We start from the raw sequence: 23,938 nt of genomic DNA on the forward strand, positions 1-23,938 counted from the left end.
ATGGGAGACTGTGCTGATCGCTGTCCCGACGTCCGTGAGGTTCTGAACACCCGTGTCACCCATGGCCCGCACCGCGCTGCAGCCCCACGCGACGCCGCCGGACCTGATCCGGAACTTCAGCATCATCGCCCACATCGACCACGGCAAGTCCACGCTGGCCGACCGGATGCTCCAGGTCACGGGCATCGTCGACGATCGCGCCATGCGCGCGCAGTACCTCGACCGCATGGACATCGAGCGTGAGCGCGGCATCACCATCAAGAGCCAAGCGGTGCGTATGCCGTGGGAGCTCGACGGGGTGACGTACTGCCTCAACATGATCGACACCCCCGGTCACGTCGACTTCACCTACGAGGTGTCCCGGTCGCTGGCCGCCTGCGAGGGTGCCGTGCTGATCGTCGACGCCGCCCAGGGCATCGAGGCGCAGACCCTGGCGAACCTCTACCTCGCCATGGAGAACGACCTCACCATCATCCCGGTGCTCAACAAGATCGACCTGCCCGCGGCCCAGCCCGAGAAGTTCGCCGAGGAGCTCGCCGGGCTGATCGGCTGCGAGCCCGAGGACTGCCTGCGGGTGTCCGGCAAGACCGGCGCCGGCGTCGAGCCCCTGCTCGACCAGATCGTCCGCCAGCTGCCGCCGCCGGTCGGAGATCCGGATGCGCCGGCCCGCGCGATGATCTTCGACTCGGTCTACGACACCTACCGCGGGGTCGTCACGTACGTCAGGGTCATCGACGGCAACCTCAACCCGCGCGAGAAGATCGCGATGATGTCCACCCGGGCGACGCACGAGCTGCTCGAGATCGGGGTCAGCTCGCCCGAGCCCACCCCGGCCAAGGGCCTCGGGGTCGGCGAGGTCGGCTACCTCATCACCGGCGTGAAGGACGTGCGCCAGTCCCGCGTCGGCGACACGGTGACCAATGCCGCCAAGCCCGCCACCACGGCCCTCGGTGGCTACCGCGACCCCAAGCCGATGGTCTTCTCCGGCCTCTACCCGATCGACGGCTCGGACTACCCCGACCTGCGTGATGCGCTCGACAAGCTCAAGCTCAACGACGCCGCCCTGGTCTACGAGCCGGAGACGTCCGCGGCGCTGGGATTCGGTTTCCGGATCGGCTTCCTCGGCATGCTCCACCTCGAGATCGTGCGCGAGCGGCTGGAACGCGAGTTCGACCTCGACCTCATCTCGACTCTGCCCAACGTCGTCTACGACGTCACCATGGACGACGGCACGGTGCTCACGGTCACGAACCCGAGCGAGTTCCCGTACGGCAAGGTGACCTCGGTGACCGAGCCGGTGGTGCGGGCGACCGTCCTGGCCCCGAGTGAGTTCATCGGCGCGATCATGGAGCTGTGCCAGCAGAAGCGCGGCTCGCTGCGGGGTATGGACTACCTCTCGGAGGAGCGCGTCGAGATGCGCTACACCCTGCCGCTGGCCGAGATCGTCTTCGACTTCTTCGACCAGCTGAAGTCGCGCACCCGCGGCTACGCCTCCCTGGACTACGAGCCCGACGGCGACCAGGTGGCCGACCTCGTCAAGGTCGACATCATGCTCCAGGGTGAGACCGTCGATGCGTTCTCCTCGATCGTCCACAAGGACAAGGCCTACGCGTACGGCGTGATGATGGCGGGCAAGCTCAAGGACCTCATCCCGCGCCAGCAGTTCGAGGTGCCGATCCAGGCGGCCATCGGGTCGCGGATCATCGCCCGCGAGAACATCCGGGCGATCCGCAAGGACGTGCTGGCCAAGTGCTACGGCGGCGACATCAGCCGCAAGCGCAAGCTGCTCGAGAAGCAGAAGGCCGGCAAGAAGCGGATGAAGAACATCGGCACGGTCGAGGTGCCACCTGAGGCGTTCATCGCGGCCCTGTCCTCCGACGCGGGCGACAAGACCAAGAAGTAGCGACGTCGGTCACAGCCCGCTGTGGTTACTGTCCGGTAACCTCGGGGCATGGTCGACACCTACGCGCTGTACCGACGCCTCGCGGCATACCCGCAGGGGCACCGGCTGTTCTCCCTCGTGTTCGAGCAGGCCGCACCGTACTTCCGCACGGCGCGGCCGCGGTTCGTCCAGCTCGGTCCCAACCGCGCCGAGCTGACGATCCGCAAGCGTCGCCGCGTGCAGAACCACCTCGGCACCGTCCACGTGATCGCCATCTGCAACGGTCTCGAGGCGGCCATGGGTGCGCTCGCCGAGGCGACCATCCCGCCGACCCGCCGGTGGATCCCGCGGGGCATGGAGGTCGACTACACCGCCAAGGCGACGACCGACATCCGGTGCCTCGCGCAGACCGACCCGGCCGACTGGGCCCGACCCGGCGACGTCGAGATCCCCGTACGCGTCACCGCGGTCCGCGACGACGGCACGCCGGTCGTGCAGGGCACCATCCGCCTCTGGGTCACCGACAAGCCGGCGGGCAAGCCGGCACGCTGAGCCTCAGACCGGCACCGTCGACTCCTCGACGGTGCCGAGCTCGAGCACGCCGCTCTCGCCGTCGCGCGCGCGGTCGGCGGCCGTCCAGAGCGTGGCGAGGTCGCGCGGCCAGACCTCCTGCTCGGTCGACTCCAGCTCGGCGCGCGACCACCAGCGGTGCTCGGTCATCGTCAGCCGCTCGAGCTCGGTGTGGCCGTCGGTGCTCACCTCGAAGGCGTGGCAGCGCAGCAGCCAGAACACCTCCCGCTGGGTCGTGACGACGTCGCTGTAGCCGTGCACGACGGTGCGGGTGGCGAGCGGACCGAGGAGGTCGGCCTCGGCAACGGACAGCCCGGTCTCCTCGGCCACCTCGCGGACGGCTGCCTCGCGGTCGCCCTCGCCCGGGTCGACCCCACCACCCGGGGTGATCCACCAGTGCGGCACGGGGGACAGGCCCAGGTCGGCGTCGCGAAACAACAGGATGCGGTCGCGGTCGTCCACGAGCAGCACCCGCATCGCGCGTCGCTCGACGTGTGGCCGCTGCGCCGGCGGCGGCACGGGGCCGACGGGGGCGGTCATGCCCGCAACCGCGCGCGCAGGGCGTCGACCTCCGCCTGGCTCCACCCCTGCTCACCTAGCCAGCCGGCGGCGCCGCCGTGCCGCTGCGCCAGCACCGTGAGGATCCGCTCCATCGTCTCGGCTCGCGGGGTGTGGTGCGCCAGGGGCTGGTCGCGCAGGGCCTCGCCGTATGCCGGCCGGGGCAGCAGCCGGGCGACGATCTGTTCGATGCGCTCGGCGCTCGCGACGTAGTCCGCGACCACGTCCTCGTCGGCCACGCCGGCGACCGAAAGGGTCAGGCCGACGACGGTGCCGGTGCGGTCCTTGCCCGCGGCGCAGTGGACGACCGTCGCGCCAGTGCTCCTCGCGATCACGTGCAGGGCCGCACTGACCGAGTCGGGGCGGTCGACGAGGTAACCCAGGTAGTGGCTGGCCCAGTAGTCGTCGTCCCGGCGTGGCGGCTTCGGCCGGCCGCTGCGCTTCGACCAGGGCAGCACGAGCGCGGCCGCCGCGGCGGCGTCGGCGTCGATCGCGTCGTCGGCGACCAGCGAGTGGTGGTGGTGCGGCACGAGCTCGCGGGTGCGCAGCGGCCCGGGACCCTCGAGGTGCACCTCGACGGTGCTGCGCAGGTCGACGATGTCGCTCACCCCGAGCTCACCCACGAGGCGTTCGACGTCGGCGTCGGAGAGGTCCTGGAGGTTGTCCGAGCGCAGCAGCCGACCCGGAGCGATCCGGCCGCCGTCGGTCGTCGGCAGTCCGCCGACATCGCGCATGTTCACGACGCCGTCGAGGTCGATCCAGTGGGGAGTGGTCACCGCTCGACCCTACGTCCAGTCGTCGCTGGCCCCCACGCGGCAACCCTGACAAAGGTGAGAGCCTCGGAAAGTATGAGTTTCCGAGGCTCTCGACGGTCAGGACCGAGGCCCTGCCCGACGCCCCCGCCGAAGCGAGTGCGTAGGGATAGGTGTAGTCCGCAAGCGCAGTCGGGACAAGGGGTTTCGCGAAAATTCCCGCGCGTGCGCCGCCCAGTTTCGAGCGCACACGGCGTGTCGGCGAGACACGCCGTGTCGGGGGCCGGGTCGCCGGCTGAGACAATGGCGTCATGCCCAGCGCCCTGCCGGACGGCGACCCCGCACCGCCTGACGGTCGGCTGCCGGCGCGTGCGCTGCAGACCCTGGGCGAGCGCCCGTTCGGCGTCTACCTCCACGTGCCGTTCTGCTCGGTGCGCTGCGGGTACTGCGACTTCAACACCTACACCCTGACCGAGCTCGGGGCGGACGGCGCCAGCGTCGCCACCTTCGCCGATGCAGCCCTGCGCGAGGTCGACTTCGCGGCGAACGTGCTCGGCGACCCGCCCCGAGTCGACACGGTGTTCGTAGGCGGTGGCACTCCCACGATGCTCGCGGCGGCCGACCTCGCGCGGATGCTCGGCGGCATACGCGACACCTTCGGGCTGGCGGCGGACGCCGAGGTGACCACCGAGGCCAACCCCGACTCGGTCACCGCCGAGGGCCTCGAGCTGCTGGCCGGGGCCGGCTTCACCCGGGTGTCCATCGGTATGCAGTCCGCGGTGCCCCACGTCCTGCGCACCCTCGAGCGCACCCACGACCCGGCCAACGTGGTGCGCGCGGTGAGCGCGGCCCGGGCCGCAGGTCTCCAGGTCAGCCTGGACCTCATCTACGGCACGCCCGGCGAGAGCCTGGAGGACTGGCGCGCCAGCCTCGACGCGGCGACCGACCTCCAACCCGACCACGTCTCGGCGTATGCCCTGGTCGTCGAGGACGGCACCAAGCTGGCGGCCCAGGTGCGTCGCGGACAGGTGCCGGCGCCCGAGGACGACGACGAGGCGGCCAAGTACGAGCTCGCCGACGACCACCTCGCCGGCGCCGGCTACGGGTGGTACGAGGTGAGCAACTGGGCGCGTCGGTCCGATGCCCGGTGCCGCCACAACGAGGGGTACTGGAGCGACGCCAACTGGTGGGGGATCGGCCCGGGCGCGCACAGCCACGTCGGCGGCGTCCGGTGGTGGAACGTCAAGCACCCCAACGCGTATGCCGCCCGCGTGGGCGGCGGTCTCAGCCCGGCTCACGGGCGCGAGACCCTCACGGACGAGCAGCGCTACGACGAGCGGGTCCTCCTCCAGGTGAGGCTGGCCGACGGCTTGCCGCTCGAGACCCTGGCGCCGCACGGCCGCACCGCCGTGGCCGGGCTGATCGCCGAGGGTCTGGTCGACGGCAGCGCGGCCCTGCGCCGCCGACGGGTCGTGCTGACGAGGCAGGGCCGCCTGCTCACCGACACCGTCGTGCGTCGCCTTGTCGGTCCGGGCTAGCGGGTCCGGGCGGGGCGCCCCGGCCGGACGGGCTCAGCGCACCCAGTCCGGCGTCAGGGGGTAGCGGTACCACTCGCCGTTGTTCGCCTTGACCGCGGCGATGATCTGGAAGACCACCGAGGCGACCGCCGTGGCGACGAGGAACGGGATGCCGATGAGAACAATCGACAGCAAACCGAACACGAGGTACGCGATGAGCAGCACGAGCTGGAAGTTCAGGGCCTGCGCAGCGTGGAACCGGATGAACGGGCCGCGGTCGCGCAGCACGAGGTAGATCACGAGAGGGCCGAGGAACGGCAGCCCGACGAGGGCCGCGAGGAACGGCGACAGGTGGACCAGCGTGGACCACAGTCGCTCGTCCGACTGCGACATGGGGTTCGCCGACGGCGCACTGTCGTAGTTCGGCGCACTGCCATAGTTCTGGCCGCCCTCGGGCGGCTCGGTGGGGGCTGGCTGGTCGGTCATGGGGGTCCTCCGGACTCGGGTGTGCTGCTCACCCAGTCAAACGCATCGCACGCCCTCTGGACACTGGTTTCGGGGTGCGTTCAGGGCCTGGTCAGGGCCGACCCTGACCAGGGTGCGTGGGTTCGGTGACGAAGTCGATGAGCTCCTCGACGCTGGCGAGCAGGGTCGGCTCGAGGTCGGCGTAGCTGCGCACGGTCCCCAGGATCCGTTTCCAGGCCATGGCGATGTCGGCCTGGGTCCGGTGCGGCCAGCCCAGGTGCGCGCAGATCCCGTCCTTCCACGAGGTGCCGCGGGGGATGACCGGCCAGACCGAGAGGCCGAGCCGTTCAGGACGGACTGACTGCCACACGTCGACGTAGGGGTGGCCGAGGACGCGGACGTGCGCGGCATACGGACCCGACGACGCCCCCTGGACGATCCGGTGCTCCTTGGTGCCCGGCACGAGGTGGTCGACGAGCACCGCCATCCGGCGTCCCGGACCGGGCTGGAACTCGGCGATGGCGCCGGCGAGGTCGTCGACGCCGTCGAGCATCTCGACGACGACCCCCTCGATGCGCAGGTCGTCTCCCCACACCTTCTCCACGAGCTCGGCGTCGTGGCGGCCCTCGACGAAGATGCGCGAACCGCTGGCCACCCGCGCGCGCACCCCGGCCACGGCCCGGGAGCCGGAGGCGGTGCGCGACGCCACCTGCCGCGCCGCGGCGAGCTCGGCGCGGGCCCCGGCCTTCGGCGGCGTCAGGACCACCGGGCCGCCGTCGAGCAGGAAGCCCGGGCCGAGCGGGAATCCCTTGGACCGCCCGCGACGGTCCTCGAGGTGCACGACGTACATGCCGCCGGCCTTCTCGACCCGCACCACCGCACCGCACCAGCCCGTCTCGACGTCCTCGACGACCAGACCGTTCTCGGCCTCGACCTCGCGCGATCGACCCCGCGCGGGGGCACGCCAGTCGCCGGAGAGCACGTCGGCGCCATAGCGGTCTTTCACGCCCCAGACCGTATGCCGCCGGGCGGCGTCCCAGCCGGTGGCGCGCCGGGTGGGGCGCTCGTCGGCAGGGGAACGACATAGACTTGGCACTCGTAGAGTCTGAGTGCCAGCCGGCGGGCCGGTCAGGAACACCCGCCGACAGCGCAGAGGAGGAGAGGCCATGAGTGAGGAACGTCGACTCGCCGTCCTCCGCGCGATCGTGCAGGACTACGTGCAGACCTCCGAGCCCGTGGGCTCCAAGTCCCTGCTCGAGCGCCACCAGCTCGGTGTCTCGGCCGCGACGGTGCGCAACGACATGGCCGCCCTCGAGGAGGAGGGGCTCATCGCCGCCCCGCACACCTCCGCCGGGCGCGTGCCCACCGATGCCGGCTACCGCCTGTTCGTCGACCGGCTGAGCTCGGTCAAGCCGATGTCGGTGGCGGAGCGCTCCGCCATCGCGCAGTTCCTCCAGGGTGCTGTCGACCTCGACGACGTCGTCGAGCGCACGGTGCGGCTGCTCGCCTCCCTCACCCGCCAGGTCGCCGTGATGCAGTACCCGTCGCTCACCCGCTCGTCGGTGCGCCACGTCGAGTTCGTGCCCATGGGTGCCCGACGGCTGATGCTCGTGCTCATCGTCAACACCGGCCGGGTCGAGCAGCGGGTCATCGACACCGCCCACGACCTCACCAGCCCCGAGGGCGAGCGCACGCTCGGCCAGATCCGGGCCAAGGTCAACGCCGTCGCCGTCGGGCAGCGCCTCATCGACGCCGCGGCAATGCTCGAGGCGCTCCCCGAGCAGTTCGAGCCCGCCGCCCGTGACCTCGTGCGCGCGATCGTCGGGTCGCTCGACGACGCCCTGGTCGAGGAACGCGAGGAGCGCCTGGTCCTGGCCGGCACGGCCAACCTCGCCCGCGTCGGCACCGACTTCCCGCTCACCATCGGCCCCGTGCTCGAGGCCCTCGAGGAGCACGTCGTGCTGCTCAAGCTGCTCGGGACCGCTCGTGAGACCTCCGACACCGTGTCGGTGCGGATCGGCCACGAGAACCCGTATGCCGGGCTCCAGACGACCTCGGTCGTCTCGACCGAGTACGGCACGGGTTCGGACCTCGTCGCCGGCCTCGGGGTGCTCGGCCCCACCCGCATGGACTACCCCACGACGATGGCGTCGGTGCGGGCAGTCGCCACCTACGTCTCCCGAATCCTCGCGCAGTGACCCGTACCACCGACAAGGACTTCTGTTGAACGACTACTACCAGGACCTCGGCGTTTCGCGAGACGCCTCACCCGAGGACATCAAGCGCGCCTACCGCAAGAAGGCCCGCGCCCTGCACCCGGACGTCAACCCCAGCCCCGAGGCCGAGGAGCAGTTCAAGAAGGTCTCGCAGGCCTACGACGTGCTCGCCGACGCCGACAAGCGCCGGTCCTACGACATGGGTGCCGACCCGTATGCCGCGGGTGCGGCGGGCTTCGGGCAGGGGTTCTCGTTCAGCGACATCATGGACGCGTTCTTCGGTGCGGGGGCCGGCACGAACCAGCGCGGGCCCCGGTCGCGGCAGCGGCGGGGCCAGGACGCGCTGGTCCGGCTCGACATCGACCTGGCCGACGCCGTCTTCGGCGCCGAGAAGGACCTCGCGATCGAGACGGCGGTGGTGTGCTCGACCTGCCACGGCGACGGCGCCCAGCCGGGCACCGCGCGGCGCACCTGTGACGTGTGCGGCGGTCGGGGCGAGATCCAGCAGGTCCAGCGCTCGTTCCTCGGCCAGGTCATGACGACCCGACCGTGCATGACCTGCCAGGGCTATGGCGAGGTCCTGGTCAGCCCGTGCTTCGAGTGCTCGGGCGACGGGCGGGTCCGCACTCGCCGCACCTTGAAGATCAAGGTTCCGGCTGGAGTCGACACCGGCACCCGCATCCAGCTGGGTGGCGAGGGCGAGGTGGGTCAGGGCGGCGGACCGGCTGGCGACCTCTACGTCGAGATCAACGTCCGGGCACACCAGAGCTTCCAGCGACGCGGTGACGACCTGCACTGCCACGTCGAGCTGCCGATGACGGCCGCCGCCCTGGGCACGACCCTCAAGCTGGACACCTTCGACGGCATCAACGAGCTCGAGGTCAAGGCCGGCACCCAGGCCGGCGACGCCATGACCCTTCGCGGGCTGGGGGTGACCCACCTGCGCGGCACCGGCCGCGGCGACCTCATCATCCACGCGACGGTGCAGACCCCGACCCGGCTCGACGAGCAGCAGGAGGAGCTCCTGCGCCAGCTCGCGGCGCTGCGCGGGGAGGAGCGGCCCGACGGTCGCTTCGCGCCGGCCAACCAGGGTGGCCTGTTCGGGAAGCTCCGCGACGCCCTCAAGGCGAAGTAGGCCGGGCGTCGTGACCCTGCCGCTGTTCCTCGTGCCGCCTGCCCTGGTGGCCGACGTCACGGTCGGGGACCTCGTAGGGCTCGACGGCGCGGAGGGCCGGCACGCGGCCACCGTGCGCCGGATCGGCGTGGGGCAGCGGGTCATGCTCGCCGACGGCGAGGGCCTGCGGGTCACCTGCGACGTCGTCGGGGTCCACCCCGCCCAGCTCGACCTGGCGGTCGTCGGCGTCGACCACGAACCACCGCCACAACCCAGGTTCGTGCTCGTCCAGGCGCTCGCCAAGGGTGACCGCGACGACCAGGCGGTCGAGTCGGCGACCGAGCTCGGCGTGGACGAGGTCGTGCCCTGGCAGGCCGCCCGGTGCATCGTCCAGTGGCGGGGCGAGCGCGGCGAGAAGGCCCGGCGCAAGTGGGAGACCACGGTGGCCGCGGCGAGCAAGCAGTCCCGCCGGGCGCGGGTCCCGGTCGTCGCCGAGCTGGTCACCACCCGCACCCTGGCCGAACGCATCGAGGCGGCAGCCGCGGCATACGTGCTCCACGAGGACGCCACGATGGCGCTGGCCGGTCACGCGCTGCCCGAGCATGGCGACGTCGTCGTCGTGGTCGGCCCCGAGGGGGGCATCACGCCCGAGGAGGTCGCCCAGCTCGAGGCGGCCGGGGCCATCGCCGTGCGCCTGGGCCGCAGTGTCCTGCGGTCCTCGAGTGCCGGCCCGGCCGCGCTCGCCGTGCTGAGCGCGACCAGCCGGTGGCGCTGAGGTCGCCGTGAGAACCGGCAGTCCTACCTGACGGTGAAGGTCACCGACTTCTCGGCTGCGACCGAGCCGTCGGCCATGCTCACCTCGTAGGCCCGGATCGTGTAGTCGCCGGGGGCCAGCACGCCCAGGTTGACCGAGTAGCCGCCCTGCGACGGTGCACCCACGCTCGCCATGGTGTGGCCGGTCTTGACAGTGGTCGACCCACGCTTGAGGTCCCAGCTCACGGTGGCCTCGAACACGATGGCCTGGCCCTGGACGACCACCGGCTTGGCTGCCGGCAGGACCTGGTCGCGGCCGGGTGCGGTGACCCAGATCGGCGCGAGGTCCTTCCACAGCTGGTCCTTGCCGGGGCGGGTGTACGTCTGTGCGGTGGGGAACCGGCCGAACAAGGCGCTCGAGCCGTCGGACACGGTGAACTGCACCGGGATGGCGCCCTTGCCGACCGCGGCCTGGGCCGTCCAGACGAGCTCCTGCACGGCCAGCCGCTGGGTCTCGGCGTCGAAGCCTGAGGCGCCGGCGTTCGCCAGGGCGATGGTGATCCTCTGGCCGGACACCGTGACGTCACCGATGGTCTGGCCGGACCACGGCTGGAGGTAGCCGTCGGTGTTGCTGTAGGGCTGGGCGTTGATGGCGCGGACGAGCGCCGCCTTGGCGCGTGCGGCATCCGTTGCGCCCTGGGGCAGGTTGGCCCGGACGAACTCGCGGAACAGCTTGTACGTCGGCTTGCTGTCGCCGATGGGCCCGACGAAGTAGACGGGCAGGCTCGTGCCGGCACCCGCAACCGGTGGCGCGGACGGGGGCTGGGTGGTCGGCGCGGTCGTTCCCGAGGTCGCCGGGCTCGTTGCCGACGTGGCCACCGGCCCGCTGCTGGCCGGGGGCGTGGGCACCAGCTGGTCGGTGCCGCGGTGGGTCGCGACCCACGCGCCCCCGGCGATGAGCGCGACGGATGCCGCTGCGGCGACCGGGACCAGCCACCGTCGCGACGAGCCGCCCGCCGTCGCCGGGCCGGCCTCGCGTGCGGTGCGCAGGACCTCGTCGAGACGGTCGGTCGGGTTCATGCGGTGGGCCTCCATGGTCAGTGCCTGGCGCAGCTCGCGCTCGGTGCGGTCGAACTCGCCCGGCTCGAAGTCGGGGTGCAGGAAGTCGGTGCGGTCGTTCATGATGACGCCTCCATCCGGTCGCGCAGCGACGCCAGGCCGCGGTGGGCGTGAGCCTTCACCGAGCCGGGCGAGATGCCGAGCGCGTCGGCGATCTCGGCCTCGCTGAGCTCGAGGTAGTACCGCATCGTCAGGACCTCTCTCTGGCGCTGGGGCAGCCGCCCCAGGGCCGTGATCATCGAGTGGGTCGCCTCGCCGGCGAGGGCGCGTTCCTCCGCGCTGGCCTCGGTGCGTCGTGCGTATGCCGTGGGTTCGCCCTGCTCGCGGGTGAGGTACCGCTGCTCGACGCCGCGGTGGCGCAGGCCCGACCGGGCGCCGTTGACGACCGACCGGCGCAGGTAGGCGGCCGCGTTCTCCTGGCTGCGCAGCGAGTCCCACCGGCGGTGCACGGCGATGAACGCGTCCTGCACGACCTCCTCGGCCAGCTGGTCGTCGCGCAGCAGGAGCCAGGCGAGTCGCACGAGACCGGTCCAGTGCGCGGCATACAGGTCGGCGACCGCCGCGTCGGCCGCCGACGTCACGGCGCCCCCCGGGCGGTTGCGTTCTGCCACGCTCAACGGTCTCACGACCCATGGACGCGCAGGTGCCCGCTGCGGTTGACGCGCCGATACGCTCGTTTCATGTCAGCTGCGGCCGCCGTCCCCACCGATCCACACTGCTTGTTCTGCCGCATCGTCGCTGGCGAGATCCCCGCGACGGTCGTGCGTGAGGACGAGCACACGGTGGCCTTCCGTGACCTGGAGCCCCAGGCCCCGACCCACGTGCTCGTCATTCCCCGGCGCCACGTGCCGAACGTGGCGGCACTCGCCGAGGAGGCCCCCGACGAGGTGGTCGCGCTCGTGGACGCCGTCGCCGCGGTCGCCCGCGCGGAGGGGGTCGACGAGGGCGGCTACCGGCTGGTCTTCAACACGGGGGCCCAGGCCCACCAGACCGTGTTCCACGCCCATGCCCACGTGCTCGGCGGCCGACCCATGGCGTGGCCGCCCGGCTGAGCGGCACCGTAGACTGGACGGACCATGCCTGACGCCGATCATCAGACCACGCTGGATGGCGCGCCCGACGGCGCCCGTCCGGCGCCCACGCACACCGTCGTGATCCCACCGCAGGTGCAGATGGTGACGCTCCTCGGCCCCCGCGACGAGCTCCTGCGCACCATGGAACGCGCCTTTCCGCAGCTGCAGATCCACGTGCGCGGCAACGAGTTCCACCTGGCCGGCCCGAGCCCCGAGGTGGCCCTGGCCGAGCGGACCATCGACGAGCTCCTCCTGGTGATCGACGGCGGCCAGCCGCTCAACCGCGACGCCGTCGAACGCTCGATCAGCATGCTGCGGGCCCAGACGTCCGAGCGCCCGGCCGACGTGCTGACGATGAACATCGTGTCGTCGCGCGGTCGCACCATCCGCCCCAAGACGCTGAACCAGAAGCACTACGTCGACGCCATCGACGAGCACACCGTCGTCTTCGGGATCGGGCCCGCGGGCACGGGCAAGACCTACCTCGCCATGGCGAAGGCGGTCGCGGCGCTGCAGGCCAAGCAGGTCAACCGGATCATCCTGACCCGCCCCGCGGTCGAGGCGGGCGAGCGGCTGGGCTTCCTGCCGGGCACTCTCAACGACAAGATCGACCCGTACCTGCGCCCGCTCTACGACGCGCTCCACGACATGGTCGACCCCGAGTCGATCCCCCGGCTCATGGCGGCCGGCACGATCGAGGTCGCACCGCTGGCCTACATGCGCGGACGCACCCTCAACGACGCGTTCATCATCCTGGACGAGGCCCAGAACACCTCGCCCGAGCAGATGAAGATGTTCCTCACCCGCCTGGGCTTCGGCTCCCGGATGGTCGTGACCGGGGACGTCACCCAGGTCGACCTGCCTGACGGCACCAAGTCGGGCCTCCGCGTCGTCCGGGAGATCCTCGACGGCGTCGAGGACATCCACTTCTCCCTCCTGACCCCGCAGGACGTCGTCCGGCATCGCCTCGTCGGGGCCATCGTCGACGCCTACGGCCGGTGGGACGAGAACCAGCACGGCCAGCGTGATGCTCGGCAGGGAGGGCGAGGACAGCGTGAGCGTCGACGTTCTCAATGAGACCGACCACCAGCTCGACGAGCTCGAGCTGGTGGCCCTGAGCAAGTACGTCATGCAGCAGATGCGCGTCCACCCCGGGGCGGACCTGTGTCTGCGCCTCGTCGACGAGGCGGCCATGGAGGTGCTCCACGTCCAGTGGATGGACCTTCCGGGGCCGACGGACGTCATGAGCTTCCCCATGGACGAGCTGCGCCCCGGCCGCGACGGGGAGGACCCCGAGGAGGGCGTCCTCGGCGACATCGTGCTCTGCCCGTCCGTCGCCGCTCGCCAGGCCGCCGAGGCGGGTCATGCGGTTGAGGAGGAGCTCCTCCTGCTCACGACGCACGGCATCCTGCACCTGCTGGGGTACGACCACGCGGAGCCCGAGGAGGAGCGCGAGATGTTCGAGCTCCAGCGGCAGCTGCTGCTCACCTTCCTCGCCGGCCGCGGGCGGCCCGGCGCGTGAGGGGTCTGGTGACCGTCTCGTGACCACGCTCGTCCTCGCCGCCCTGCTGAGCATCTTCATCGCGTTCCTCCTGGCCGCTGCCGAGGCCGCGATCTGGCGGATGTCGCGGGTGCGCGCCCACGAGCTGCTCGAGGAGCGGCGACCCGGGGCCGAGGCGCTGGCGCGCATCGTCGCCGACAGCGCGGCATACCTGTCGGTCACGGCGTTCCTGCGCATCGTCGCCGAGGCCACCACGGCGGTCCTGATCACCCTCGGGGTCGTCGACCTCGTCGACGGGTTCTGGAAGCAGGTGCTGATCGCGATCGGCGTCATGGCGCTGGTGTCGTTCGTGGTCGTCGGGGTCTCGCCGCGCACCCTGGGCCGACAGCACTCCGACCAGGTGGCGCTCGTCGCCTCGCCGTTCATCGTCTGGCTGCGCCGCGTGCTCGGTCCGCTGGCGCGCGTGCTCGTGGCGCTCGGGAACGCCGTCACCCCCCGGCCGCGGCTACCGCGACGGCCCGTTCCAGACCGAGTCCGAGCTGCGCGACCTCGTCGACCTCGCCGGCGAGAGCGCGGTCATCGAGGCCGGCGAGCGCGAGATGATCCACTCCGTCTTCGAGCTCGGCGACACCGTGGCCCGTGAGGTGATGGTCCCGCGCACCGACATGGTGACGATCGACGGCACGAAGTCCCTGCGCTCGGCCATGTCGTTGTTCCTGCGGTCCGGCTTCTCACGCATCCCGGTGGTGGGCGACGGGTCCGACGACGTCCTCGGGCTGCTCTACTTCAAGGACGTGGCGCGTCGGGTCAACGCCGACCCCGACGCGGCAGGCCTGCCGGTCACCGCCCAGATGCGCCCGATGCACTTCGTGCCCGAGAGCAAGCCCGTCGACGACCTGCTCCGCGAGATGCAGCGTGACCAGAGCCACTTCGCCGTGGTCGTCGACGAGTACGGCGGGACGGCGGGCCTGATCACGATCGAGGACATCATCGAGGAGATCGTCGGAGAGATCGCCGACGAGTACGACCGCGAGGCGCCGGGCATCGAGGACCTCGGCGATGGCCGGTTCCGGGTGCCGGCGGCGATGGACATCGACGACCTCGCCGACCTGTTCGACGTCGAGATCGAGGAGGACGAGGTCGACACCGTCGGCGGCCTCATCGGCAAGCACATCGGCCGGGTCCCCATCGTGGGCTCACGCTGCGAGGTGTCCGGGCTGTCGCTCACCGCCGAACGGATGGCCGGTCGTCGCCACCGCATCGCCTCGGTGATCGTCGAGCGCGTCAGCCCCACTCCGGCCGAGGGCGATGCCGCCGCCGTCCCCGAGCGGACTACGGTGGAGCACCAGCGAGAGGGAGTGTCATGACCGTCGTGAACCAGAGCACGTATGCCGCGGGCTTCGCGTGCCTGGTCGGGCGGCCGAACGCGGGCAAGTCGACCCTGACCAACGCCCTGGTGGGCCAGAAGGTCGCGATCACGTCCTCGAAGCCGCAGACCACCCGGCACACGATCCGCGGGATCGTCACGACGGAAGCGTCCCAGCTGGTGCTGGTCGACACGCCGGGTCTGCACAAGCCCCGCACGCTGCTGGGCGAGCGGCTCAACGACGTGGTGCGGGCGACCCTGCTCGAGGTCGACGTCATCGGCTTCTGCCTGCCGTCCGACCAGCGCATCGGGCCTGGTGACGCGTACATCGCCCGCGAGCTGGTCGAGATCCAGCAGTCGAAGCGCCGCCCCGTCGTGGCGATCGCCACGAAGACGGACCGGGTCGACCGTCAGCGGCTGGCCGAGCACCTCATCGCCATCGACCAGCTCGGTTCGTGGGACGCGATCGTGCCCTGCTCGGCCGTGGACGGGTCGCAGGTCCAGGAGGTCGCCCAGGTGCTCTGCTCGTACCTGCCGAGCTCACCCGGCCCGCTGTACCCCGCAGGCGTCCTCACCGACGAGCCCGAGGCGGTGATGATCGCCGAGCTCGTGCGCGAGGCGGCGCTCGAGGGAGTGCGCGACGAGCTGCCGCACTCGCTGGCCGTCGTCGTCGAGGAGATGGTCCCGCGGGCGGGGCGGTCCGAGGACAACCCCCTGCTCGACGTGCGGGTCAACGTGTTCGTCGAGCGCTCGTCGCAGAAGGCCATCATCATCGGCCGGGGCGGGTCACGGCTGCGCGAGGTCGGCACGACGGCGCGGCAGTCCATCGAGGCCCTGCTCGGCCAGCGGGTCTACCTCGACCTGCACGTGAAGATCGCCAAGGACTGGCAGCGCGACCCCAAGCAGCTCCAGCGGCTCGGGTTCTGACAGGACCGTTCTGAGCGCACCGTAGACTCCTCCCATGCGAGTTGGAGTCTTTGGGGCCACCGGACAGGTCGGCTCGGTCATGCGCACGCTGCTGGCCGAGCGGGGCTTTCCCGTCGACGAGATGCGGTACTTCGCCTCGGCGCGCTCGGCGGGGTCGACCCTGCCGTGGGCCGGCGGTGAGGTGACCGTCGAGGACACCGCCACGGCGGACTTCGCCGGGCTCGACATCGCGCTGTTCTCCAACGGCGGGGCGACCTCCAAGGAGTGGGCGCCGCGGGTGGCCGAGGCCGGCGCCGTCGTCGTCGACAACTCCTCGGCGTGGCGCAGGGACCCCGAGGTGCCGCTGGTGGTCAGCGAGGTCAACGCCGACGACCTCGACGACCTCCCCAAGGGCATCGTCGCCAACCCCAACTGCACGACGATGGCGGCCATGCCGGTGCTGGCCCCGCTGCATGCGGCCGCTGGGCTCGTCCGACTGACGGTGGCGTCCTACCAGGCGGTCTCCGGCTCCGGCGGCAAGGGCGTCCAGGAGCTCGACGGCCAGCTGCGCGGTGCGTATGCCGCGGGCGACGTGCGCGGGCTCGCCCTGGACGGGCGCGCGGTGGCCGTGCCCTCGCCGAACGTGTACGCCGTGCCGGTCGGGTTCAACGTCATCCCGCTCGCGGGGTCGATCGTCGACGACGGTTCGCTGGAGACGGACGAGGAGCAGAAGCTCCGCAACGAGTCGCGCAAGATCCTGCACATCCCCGACCTGCTGGTGTCGGGCACCTGCGTTCGCGTGCCCGTCTTCACCGGGCACTCCCTCGCCATCCACGCCGAGTTCTCCGCAGACCTGTCGCCCGAGGAGGCGCTGGAGCTGCTGGCCAAGGCCCCGGGTGTCGTGGTCACGGACGTCCCGAACCCGCTCGAGGCGGCCGGCCGCGACGAGGTCTTCGTGGGCCGGGTGCGCGCCGACCAGGGCGCGCCTGCGGGCAAGGGCCTGGTGCTCTTCGTCGTGGGCGACAACCTGCGCAAGGGCGCGGCGCTCAACGCCGTGCAGATCGCCGAAGAGCTCCTCAAGCGCCGCTGAGCGGGTCGCGCGCGGCTTTCAGCGGACGGCGCGCCAGACCGACTCGCTCTCGCTGGGCCCGGGCGACCACGGTGCGATCCATGGGCCGGTGCCCTCCGAGACGTCGAGCACGCCCTCCTCCAGCCAGGTGTAGTCGCCGGCCAGCACGCCGTGCGCCACCCGCCCGTCGGCGTCGTCGGTGTTGGTCCACAGGGCCGCGAACAGCGCCTCGGTCCGCAACCGGCTCTGGCGGCAGAAGACGTCGGCCAGCTGCTGCGCAGAGCGTCCCGTCCCGGCGTCGTCAGCGCGCAGCATGGCAGCCCGCGAGCAGGCGGCGGACATCGCGAACAGCTCGGCGCCGATGTCGACGATCCGGCCCAGGAACGCCTGGCGGTACTCCAGCTTCGCCTGCCACCGCGACATCGCGTAGAACGTCTGTCGCGCCAGCTTGCGTGACGCACGCTCCACATACCGCAGGTGCTCCGCGAGCGGCCCGAACTCGGCATACGAGGTGGGCACGGTGCCCTTGCCGGCCACGAGATGGGGCAGCCACCTGCCGTAGAAGCCGCTCGCATCCACCGCCGCGCGTGCCTTCTGCTGCGGCGTCGCGGCGGGTGAGGCGAGGTCGCCGGCGGCCTTGAGGTGGGCGTCGACGGCTTCGCGGGCGATGAGCAGGTGCATGATCTCGGTGGACCCCTCGAAGATCCGGTTGATCCGCAGGTCGCGCAGCACCTGCTCGGCGGGCACCGCTCGCTCACCCCGGGCCGCCAGGGACGCCGCCGTCTCGTATCCCCGGCCCCCGCGAATCTGCACGAGCTCGTCGGCGATGCGCCAGGCCATCTCGCTCGACCACAGCTTGGCCAGTGCGGCCTCGATGCGGATGTCCTTGCTACCGGCGTCGGCGAGCTGGGCCGACAGCTCCAGCACCGACTCGAGCCCGTAGGTCGTGGCCGCAATGAAGGCGAGCTTCTGCGCCACCGCCCCGTGCTCGCCGACCGGTCGGCCCCATTGCACCCGCGTGGCCGACCACTCGCGGGCGATCTTGAGCGACCACTTGCCCGCCGCGGCGCACATCGCGGGGATCGAGAGGCGCCCGGCGTTGAGCGTGGTGAGCGCGATCTTGAGCCCCTCGCCCTCCTTGCCCAGCCGGTTCTCGACGGGCACGCGCACCTGGTGGAACCGGGTCAGGCCGTTCTCGAGTCCCTTGAGCCCCATAAAGGAGTTGCGGCGCTCCACCGTGATGCCCTCCGAGGTGCCCTCGACGACGAAGGCGGTGATGCCTCCGCGGTGGCCCTCGTGCTCAGGTACCCGGGCCATCACCACGAGGAGCTCGGCGACGACACCGTTGGTGGTCCACAGCTTCACCCCGTCGAGCAGGTATGCCGTGCCGTCGACTGTCGGGGTGGCCGTGCTGGCCATCCGGGCGGGGTCGGAGCCCACGTCCGGCTCGGTGAGCAGGAACGCGGAGATCGCACCGGCTGCGCAGCGGGGGAGGAACGCCTGCTTCTGCTCCGGGGTCCCGACCAGCTTGACCGGCTCGGGAACGCCGATCGACTGATGGGCCGAGAGCAGGGCGCCCAGGCTCGGGTGGGCGGAGCCGGCCAGGACGAGCGCCTTGCCGTACGACGACATGGTGAGGCCGAGGCCGCCGTACTCCCGGGGGATCTTCATGCCGAACGCGCCGATGTCATTGAGCGCCGCGAGGTACTCGTCGGGAATGCGGTCGTCGCGCTCGATGCGCGTCCCGTCGAAGCCTTCGCAGACAGCCCGCAGCCGCGTCAGGAACTCCGCGCCGCGGGCCTCGTCATCGGGTCGGGCGCGGGGGTGCGGGTGGACGAGGTCGAGGTCGAACCGTCCGAGGTACAGCCCCTTGGCGAAGCTCGGCCGGTCCCAGTCCGCCTCTCGGGCGGCCTCCGCCACGGCCCGCGACTCACGTTCGGTGGCCCGGACGGGGGTGCCCTGGTCGGGATGGCTGTCGGTGACGTGGGTCATAGGGGCCTCCTCGCGGCTCCCTCAGTCGTACTCGCTGGTAGCCCGAAAGGGAAGGGCCCGATGGTCTGCTCTACAGGTCGACCGGTGCACTCCGTGCCATCGTGGCACCCATGAGCATCCACGACTTCGCGCGCTACCCGCTGACATTCGGGCCGAGCCCGGTGCACCCGCTCGACCGGCTGACGGCGCACCTCGGCGGCGCCCAGGTCTGGGCCAAGCGGGAGGACTGCAACAGTGGCTTGGCCTTTGGTGGCAACAAGACTCGCAAGCTCGAGTACCTCGTCCCCGATATCCTCGCGCAGGGTGCGGACACGCTGGTGTCCATCGGCGGCTACCAGTCCAACCACACGCGCCAGGTGGCCGCCGTGGCCGCCAAGCTCGGGCTCAAGTGCCGTCTGGTGCAGGAGAAGTGGGTGGACTGGGACGACCCTGTCAACGCCAAGGTCGGCAACATTCTGCTGTCACGGATCATGGGCGCCGACGTCCACCTCGACCCGCACGGTTTCGACATCGGCCTCCGCAGCTCGTGGGCGGACGCCCTGCGTGAGGTCGAGGAGTCTGGCGGCAAGCCCTACGGCATCCCGGCCGGGGCCTCCGAACACCACTTGGGCGGGCTGGGGTTCGCGAACTGGGCCTACGAGGTGGCCGATCAGGAGCGTGAGCTCGGCATCTTCTTCGACACCATCGTGGTCTGCACGGTGACCGGGTCGACCCACGCCGGGATGGTCGCGGGCTTCGCCGCGCTCGAGGACGCGGGCGGGCGAACGCGACGGGTGATCGGCATCGACGCCTCCGCGACCCTCGACAAGACCCGCGACCAGGTGGCCCGGATCGCGCAGCACACGGCCAGCCTCATCGGCGTGGAGCGTGCCCTGCGCGACGACGAGCTCACCCTGCTCGAGGGTTGGGCGGGCGACCTCTACGGGATCCCCGTGGAGTCGACCGTCGAGGCGATCAGGCTCAGCGGCCGGCTCGAGGGGATGATCATCGACCCCGTCTACGAGGGGAAGTCCATGGCCGGGCTCGTCGACCTCGTGACCTCAGGGGAGATCGGCAAGGACTCCACCGTCCTGTTCGCCCACCTCGGCGGCCAGCCCGCGCTCAACGCCTACTCCGGCATCTTCGACGCAGAGAACCTCGCGACCCGTGGGCGGTCCCGATCGTGATCCGTCCGGATGGTGGGCCGCATGGACGTATGCCGCCACGGCGGCATACGCTCGACGCGTGCGTTCTCTGCGCCTCCTCCTTCGCCGCCGCGGCGGGGCCTGACCGATCAGCCGCCCCTCGTCGCGGAGTGGCGTTGCCCGGGCTGACATCAGCAGCAACGAGTCGTGAGGCGAGAGAACATGATCCACCCCCAGCAGCCCTCCGGAATGCCGGTGGCCAAGTACGTCCCGTTCCAGGACCAGATCGCGGTCGACCTGCCTGACCGGACCTGGCCGACCCGCACCATCGAGCGGGCCCCACGGTGGTGCGCGGTCGACCTGCGGGACGGCAACCAGGCCCTGATCGACCCGATGAGCCCGGACCGCAAGAAGCGGATGTTCGAGCTCCTCGTCCGGATGGGCTACAAGGAGATCGAGGTCGGGTTCCCGAGCGCGAGCCAGACCGACTTCGACTTCGTGCGGATGCTCATCGAGGACGACCTGATCCCGGGCGACGTGACGATCCAGGTCCTGACCCAGTGCCGCGACCACCTCGTCGAGCGCACCTTCGACGCGATCCGCGGGGCCAAGCAGGCGATCGTGCATTTCTACAACTCGACGTCGGTGCTCCAGCGGCGCGTGGTCTTCGGCCTGGACCAGGACGGCATCGTCGACATCGCCCTTCAGGCTGCGCGGCTCTGCCGCAAGCTCGAGGAGACGGTCCCCGACACGGTCGTCTACTACGAGTACAGCCCCGAGTCCTACACGGGCACCGAGCTCGAGTTCGCGGTGCGGATCTGCAACGAGGTCGCCGAGGTCATCGACCCGACGGTCGACCACAAGATGATCATCAACCTGCCGGCCACCGTCGAGATGGCGACCCCGAACGTCTACGCCGACTCGATCGAGTGGATGATCCGCCACCTCGAGCGCCGCGATTCGATCGTGGTCAGCCTGCACCCCCACAACGACCGGGGCACCGGCGTCGCCGCCGCCGAGCTCGGCTACCTCGCGGGAGCCGACCGCATCGAGGGCTGCCTGTTCGGCAACGGTGAGCGCACCGGCAACGTCGACCTCGTCACCCTCGGCATGAACCTCTTCAGCCAGGGCATCGACCCCCAGATCGACTTCTCCGACCTCGACGAGATCCGCCGCACGGTCGAGCACTGCAACCAGCTGCCCGTCGGCGAGCGCCACCCGTGGGGCGGCGACCTCGTCTTCACCGCGTTCTCCGGCTCGCACCAGGACGCCATCAAGAAGGGCTTCGAGGACATGGACCGGCAGGCGGCCGCGTCCGGCAAGTCCGTCGACGAGCTCGTCTGGGGAGTGCCATACCTGCCCATCGACCCGCACGACGTGGGCCGGTCCTACGAGGCGGTCGTGCGCGTCAACAGCCAGTCCGGCAAGGGTGGAGTCGCCTACCTGCTCAAGACCGAGCACCAGCTCGACCTGCCGCGCCGGCTCCAGATCGAGTTCAGCGGCGTCGTGCAGGCCAAGACCGACACCGAGGGCGGCGAGATCAGTGCGGCCGAGCTGTGGAAGGTCTTCCAGGACGAGTACCTGCCTGCGGTCGAGGGAGCGGTCAACACCTGGGGTCGGTTCACCCCGGTCAGCCACTCGCTCATCAGCGAGCAGGGTGGGGTCGACCGCATCAGCGTGACCATGCTCGACCGCGGCCAGGAGGTCACCCTCGAGGGCACCGGCAACGGCCCGATCGCGGCGTTCATCGACGCCCTGTCGACGGTCGGTGTCGACGTGCGCGTGCTCGACTACCACGAGCACGCCCTGTCCGCCGGCGGCGACGCCCGCGCCGCGGCCTACGTCGAGTGCGCCGTGGGTGACCGGGTGTTCTGGGGCGTGGGGCTGCACAGCTCGATCGTCAAGGCCTCGCTCACCGCGGTGCTGTCGGCTGCCAACCGCGCCGAACGCGCCGAGCACGCCGAGCGCGCCGAGCACGCAGCCGGCTGAGCCGGACGCGTGCTGAGCCGGACCGTGCCCGGAGGAGGGCCGTGGCTAGGGTGAGCGCCATGACCGACCTCGTTCGCGACGTGTACCTCTACGACGCCGTGCGTACCCCCTTCGGCAGGTTCGGAGGTGCCCTGGCCGGCACCCGCCCTGACGACCTGGCCGCGCTCGTGGTCCGCACCATCGTCGAGCGCTCGCCCGACCTCGACCCGGCCGTGGTCGACGAGGTCGTCCTCGGCAATGCCAACGGCGCGGGCGAGGAGAACCGCAACGTCGCACGCATGGCGACGCTGCTGGCCGGGCTCCCCACCAGCGTGCCGGGCACCACGGTGAACCGGCTGTGCGGGTCGAGCCTCGACGCGACGATCATGGGGTCGCGACAGATCGCCCTCGGCGAGGCCGAGGTCGTGGTGGTGGGTGGTGTGGAGTCGATGAGCCGCGCCCCGTGGGTGGTCCAGAAGCCCGACCGGCCGTATGCCGCGGGCGACCGCAGCATGGTGTCGACCACCTTGGGCTGGCGGCTGGTCAACCCCGCCATGCCGGCGGAGTGGACCGTCTCGCTCGGCGAGGCTACCGAGCAGCTCCGCGAGCGTGAGGGGGTGACCCGGGAGCGGCAGGACGCGTTCGCCTTGCGATCGCACCAGGCGGCGCTCGCGGCGTGGGACTCGGGCTTCTACGACGACCAGGTCGTCGCGGTGCCGGGGGTGAGCCTGACTCGCGACGAGTCCATCCGCCCCGACGCCAACCTCGAGGCGCTCGGCGCGCTGAAGCCGGTCTTTCGGCCCGACGGCACCGTGACCGCCGGGAACGCCTCGCCCCTCAACGACGGGGCGTCGGCGGCCCTGCTGGGTTCGCAGGCCGCGGCAGGCCTGCTGGGGCGCGACCCGTTGGCGAGGATCGCCGGCCGGGGTGCGGCGGCACTCGACCCGCAGTACTTCGGCTTCGCCCCGGTCGAGGCGGCCAACCTCGCGCTGGAGCGAGCCGGCATCTCGTGGTCGCAGGTCGCCGCCGTCGAGCTGAACGAGGCCTTTGCGGCCCAGTCCCTCGCGTGCATCGACGCGTGGGGGGTCGACCCGGCGATCGTCAACCAGCACGGCGGTGCGATCGCGATCGGCCATCCGCTGGGGGCTTCGGGCACCCGGGTGCTCGGGACGCTGGCGCGCTCGCTGCAGGCCAGTGGCGGCCGGTGGGGCGTCGCGGCGATCTGCATCGGCGTCGGCCAAGGGCTCGCGGTCGTCCTGGAGAACCTCAGCCGCTGATGGCCGCCGGACCCGCGCGGGCCAGCTGTCGGCGAGCGGACGTGCTCGGGCCGTGGGTCAGCGGACGCCGCGGGGGCGGAACTGGATCGAGATCCGTGGGCCGACGGGCTTGGCTGTCTTGGGGATGCAGTGGTCCCAGGTGCGCTGGCAGGACCCGCCCATGACCACGAGGTCGCCGTGGCCGAGCGAGAACCCGATCGACTGACCGCCGCCGCGCGGGCGGAGCATGAGCGAGCGCGCCGAGCCGACCGACACGATCGCCACCATGGTGTCGAGGTCCATGGCGCGGCCGATCCGGTCGCCGTGCCACGCGACCGAGTCCCGGCCGTCGCGGTAGAGGCACATGCCAGCGGTGACGAAGGGCTCGCCGAGCTCGGCGGCATACGCCGCGCTGAGCTGCTCACGGGCCTGGGTGAGCACCGGGTGGGGGAGCGGCTCGCCCTCGGAGTAGAACCGCAGCAGGCGGGGGACGTCGACGACCCGCTCGTACATCTCGCGCCGCTCGGCCTGCCAGGGCACGCCATGGAGCAGGACGTCGAACAGGGGATCGGCACCGGCCAGCCAGCCGGGGCGGTAGTCGACCCACGCACCCCGGGCGAGCATCGTGCGCTGCAACCCGGATGCCAGCGGGCGGAGCGAGATCTCGTCCGCCGTGTCGAGCAGGGAGCCCTGAAGTGCCAGTTCCGTGGCCATGCCCCACGGTAACGCATCGTCGA

24 protein-coding genes are annotated in these 23,938 nt (G+C 71.3%); 16 read left to right on the plus strand and 8 right to left on the minus strand.

Annotated features, from left to right (window positions below; all coding sequences use genetic code 11):
* Positions 1 to 61 precede the first annotated feature (61 nt).
* Together lepA and GKE56_RS02560 are read left to right on the plus strand one after the other, a co-directional pair.
* Positions 62 to 1,903, plus strand: a complete 1,842-nt coding sequence (gene lepA / locus GKE56_RS02555; RefSeq protein WP_154683217.1) for a translation elongation factor 4 — start codon at positions 62 to 64, stop codon at positions 1,901 to 1,903.
* A 48-nt stretch (positions 1,904 to 1,951) separates the two neighbouring features.
* Positions 1,952 to 2,434, plus strand: coding sequence for a hotdog fold domain-containing protein (locus tag GKE56_RS02560; protein WP_154683218.1), 483 nt, complete (start codon positions 1,952 to 1,954; stop codon positions 2,432 to 2,434).
* A 3-nt stretch (positions 2,435 to 2,437) separates the two neighbouring features.
* Here GKE56_RS02560 and GKE56_RS02565 read toward each other — a convergent pair whose 3' ends face one another.
* Both GKE56_RS02565 and GKE56_RS02570 read right to left on the minus strand, forming a co-directional pair.
* Complete coding sequence (locus GKE56_RS02565) at positions 2,438 to 2,992, minus strand: NUDIX hydrolase (RefSeq protein ID WP_230209139.1); 555 nt, start codon at positions 2,990 to 2,992, stop codon at positions 2,438 to 2,440.
* Positions 2,989 to 3,786, minus strand: a complete 798-nt coding sequence (locus tag GKE56_RS02570) for a tyrosine-protein phosphatase (RefSeq protein WP_154683219.1) — start codon at positions 3,784 to 3,786, stop codon at positions 2,989 to 2,991. Before GKE56_RS02570 ends, GKE56_RS02565 begins: the two co-directional genes overlap by 4 nt.
* 287 nt (positions 3,787 to 4,073) lie before the next feature.
* Between GKE56_RS02570 and hemW the strand changes: the two genes are divergently transcribed.
* On the plus strand, positions 4,074 to 5,300 hold the full coding sequence (gene hemW, locus GKE56_RS02575) for a radical SAM family heme chaperone HemW (RefSeq protein ID WP_154683220.1): 1,227 nt from the start codon (positions 4,074 to 4,076) through the stop codon (positions 5,298 to 5,300).
* A gap of 33 nt (positions 5,301 to 5,333) precedes the next feature.
* Here hemW and GKE56_RS02580 read toward each other — a convergent pair whose 3' ends face one another.
* On the minus strand, positions 5,334 to 5,765 hold the full coding sequence (locus GKE56_RS02580) for a DUF4870 domain-containing protein (protein WP_230209140.1): 432 nt from the start codon (positions 5,763 to 5,765) through the stop codon (positions 5,334 to 5,336).
* A 91-nt stretch (positions 5,766 to 5,856) separates the two neighbouring features.
* Positions 5,857 to 6,750 carry a DUF3097 domain-containing protein gene (locus GKE56_RS02585; protein WP_154683221.1) on the minus strand — a complete coding sequence of 298 codons (894 nt, stop codon included), beginning with the start codon at positions 6,748 to 6,750 and terminating at the stop codon, positions 5,857 to 5,859.
* Between the two features lie 160 nt (positions 6,751 to 6,910).
* Between GKE56_RS02585 and hrcA the strand changes: the two genes are divergently transcribed.
* The 3 genes from hrcA to GKE56_RS02600 are packed head-to-tail and all read left to right on the plus strand — an operon-like array spanning position 6,911 to position 9,849.
* Positions 6,911 to 7,942, plus strand: a complete 1,032-nt coding sequence (hrcA, locus tag GKE56_RS02590; protein ID WP_154683222.1) for a heat-inducible transcriptional repressor HrcA — start codon at positions 6,911 to 6,913, stop codon at positions 7,940 to 7,942.
* Between the two features lie 25 nt (positions 7,943 to 7,967).
* Complete coding sequence (dnaJ, locus tag GKE56_RS02595; protein ID WP_154683223.1) at positions 7,968 to 9,095, plus strand: molecular chaperone DnaJ; 1,128 nt, start codon at positions 7,968 to 7,970, stop codon at positions 9,093 to 9,095.
* 10 nt (positions 9,096 to 9,105) lie between these two features.
* Positions 9,106 to 9,849: a 16S rRNA (uracil(1498)-N(3))-methyltransferase gene (locus tag GKE56_RS02600; protein ID WP_154683224.1), complete on the plus strand. Its 744-nt coding sequence runs from the start codon at positions 9,106 to 9,108 to the stop codon at positions 9,847 to 9,849.
* A gap of 23 nt (positions 9,850 to 9,872) precedes the next feature.
* Here the strand turns inward: GKE56_RS02600 and GKE56_RS02605 are convergent, their stop codons facing one another.
* Together GKE56_RS02605 and GKE56_RS02610 are read right to left on the minus strand one after the other, a co-directional pair.
* Positions 9,873 to 11,009: a Gmad2 immunoglobulin-like domain-containing protein gene (locus GKE56_RS02605; RefSeq protein WP_154683225.1), complete on the minus strand. Its 1,137-nt coding sequence runs from the start codon at positions 11,007 to 11,009 to the stop codon at positions 9,873 to 9,875.
* Positions 11,006 to 11,557, minus strand: coding sequence for an RNA polymerase sigma factor (locus GKE56_RS02610; protein WP_195908217.1), 552 nt, complete (start codon positions 11,555 to 11,557; stop codon positions 11,006 to 11,008). The genes GKE56_RS02605 and GKE56_RS02610 overlap by 4 nt, the downstream gene beginning before the upstream one ends.
* Positions 11,558 to 11,626: 69 nt before the next feature.
* Between GKE56_RS02610 and GKE56_RS02615 the strand changes: the two genes are divergently transcribed.
* From GKE56_RS02615 to GKE56_RS02640, 7 genes are read left to right on the plus strand one after another with little or no spacing between them, the layout of a single operon-like run.
* On the plus strand, positions 11,627 to 11,998 hold the full coding sequence (locus GKE56_RS02615; protein ID WP_154683227.1) for an HIT domain-containing protein: 372 nt from the start codon (positions 11,627 to 11,629) through the stop codon (positions 11,996 to 11,998).
* A 24-nt stretch (positions 11,999 to 12,022) separates the two neighbouring features.
* The gene (locus GKE56_RS02620; RefSeq protein ID WP_154683228.1) at positions 12,023 to 13,096 is read left to right on the plus strand and encodes a PhoH family protein; all 1,074 of its coding nucleotides are present in this window, start codon (positions 12,023 to 12,025) and stop codon (positions 13,094 to 13,096) included.
* Positions 13,074 to 13,541 (plus strand): rRNA maturation RNase YbeY, encoded by a 468-nt coding sequence (gene ybeY / locus GKE56_RS02625; RefSeq protein WP_154683229.1) that lies wholly within the window; start codon positions 13,074 to 13,076, stop codon positions 13,539 to 13,541. The genes GKE56_RS02620 and ybeY overlap by 23 nt, the downstream gene beginning before the upstream one ends.
* A 19-nt stretch (positions 13,542 to 13,560) precedes the next feature.
* The gene (locus tag GKE56_RS18075; protein WP_370518440.1) at positions 13,561 to 14,163 is read left to right on the plus strand and encodes a DUF21 domain-containing protein; all 603 of its coding nucleotides are present in this window, start codon (positions 13,561 to 13,563) and stop codon (positions 14,161 to 14,163) included.
* Complete coding sequence (locus tag GKE56_RS18080) at positions 14,120 to 14,887, plus strand: hemolysin family protein (protein WP_370518441.1); 768 nt, start codon at positions 14,120 to 14,122, stop codon at positions 14,885 to 14,887. The genes GKE56_RS18075 and GKE56_RS18080 overlap by 44 nt, the downstream gene beginning before the upstream one ends.
* Positions 14,884 to 15,813, plus strand: coding sequence for a GTPase Era (era, locus tag GKE56_RS02635; protein ID WP_154683230.1), 930 nt, complete (start codon positions 14,884 to 14,886; stop codon positions 15,811 to 15,813). Before GKE56_RS18080 ends, era begins: the two co-directional genes overlap by 4 nt.
* Before the next feature lie 34 nt (positions 15,814 to 15,847).
* Positions 15,848 to 16,882, plus strand: a complete 1,035-nt coding sequence (locus GKE56_RS02640) for an aspartate-semialdehyde dehydrogenase (RefSeq protein WP_154683231.1) — start codon at positions 15,848 to 15,850, stop codon at positions 16,880 to 16,882.
* Between the two features lie 18 nt (positions 16,883 to 16,900).
* On the opposite strand, the gene GKE56_RS02645 is transcribed toward GKE56_RS02640, so the two are convergent.
* Entirely contained in the window at positions 16,901 to 18,853 is a 1,953-nt protein-coding gene (locus GKE56_RS02645; protein ID WP_154683232.1) for an acyl-CoA dehydrogenase family protein, read from the minus strand.
* 110 nt (positions 18,854 to 18,963) lie between these two features.
* On the opposite strand from GKE56_RS02645, the gene GKE56_RS02650 reads away from it, so the two are divergent.
* The 3 genes from GKE56_RS02650 (at position 18,964) to GKE56_RS02660 (ending at position 23,222) form a co-directional block, all read left to right on the plus strand.
* Positions 18,964 to 20,019 carry a 1-aminocyclopropane-1-carboxylate deaminase gene (locus GKE56_RS02650; RefSeq protein ID WP_154683233.1) on the plus strand — a complete coding sequence of 352 codons (1,056 nt, stop codon included), beginning with the start codon at positions 18,964 to 18,966 and terminating at the stop codon, positions 20,017 to 20,019.
* A gap of 180 nt (positions 20,020 to 20,199) precedes the next feature.
* Positions 20,200 to 21,966, plus strand: a complete 1,767-nt coding sequence (gene leuA / locus GKE56_RS02655; protein WP_154683234.1) for a 2-isopropylmalate synthase — start codon at positions 20,200 to 20,202, stop codon at positions 21,964 to 21,966.
* 59 nt (positions 21,967 to 22,025) lie between these two features.
* Positions 22,026 to 23,222 (plus strand): thiolase family protein, encoded by a 1,197-nt coding sequence (locus GKE56_RS02660; protein ID WP_154683235.1) that lies wholly within the window; start codon positions 22,026 to 22,028, stop codon positions 23,220 to 23,222.
* Between the two features lie 57 nt (positions 23,223 to 23,279).
* On the opposite strand, the gene GKE56_RS02665 is transcribed toward GKE56_RS02660, so the two are convergent.
* Entirely contained in the window at positions 23,280 to 23,915 is a 636-nt protein-coding gene (locus GKE56_RS02665) for an alpha-ketoglutarate-dependent dioxygenase AlkB (RefSeq protein WP_154683236.1), read from the minus strand.
* Positions 23,916 to 23,938: the final 23 nt, after the last annotated feature.

This window comes from Nostocoides sp. HKS02, assembly GCF_009707485.1.
In the GTDB taxonomy this organism is placed as follows: domain Bacteria; phylum Actinomycetota; class Actinomycetes; order Actinomycetales; family Dermatophilaceae; genus Pedococcus.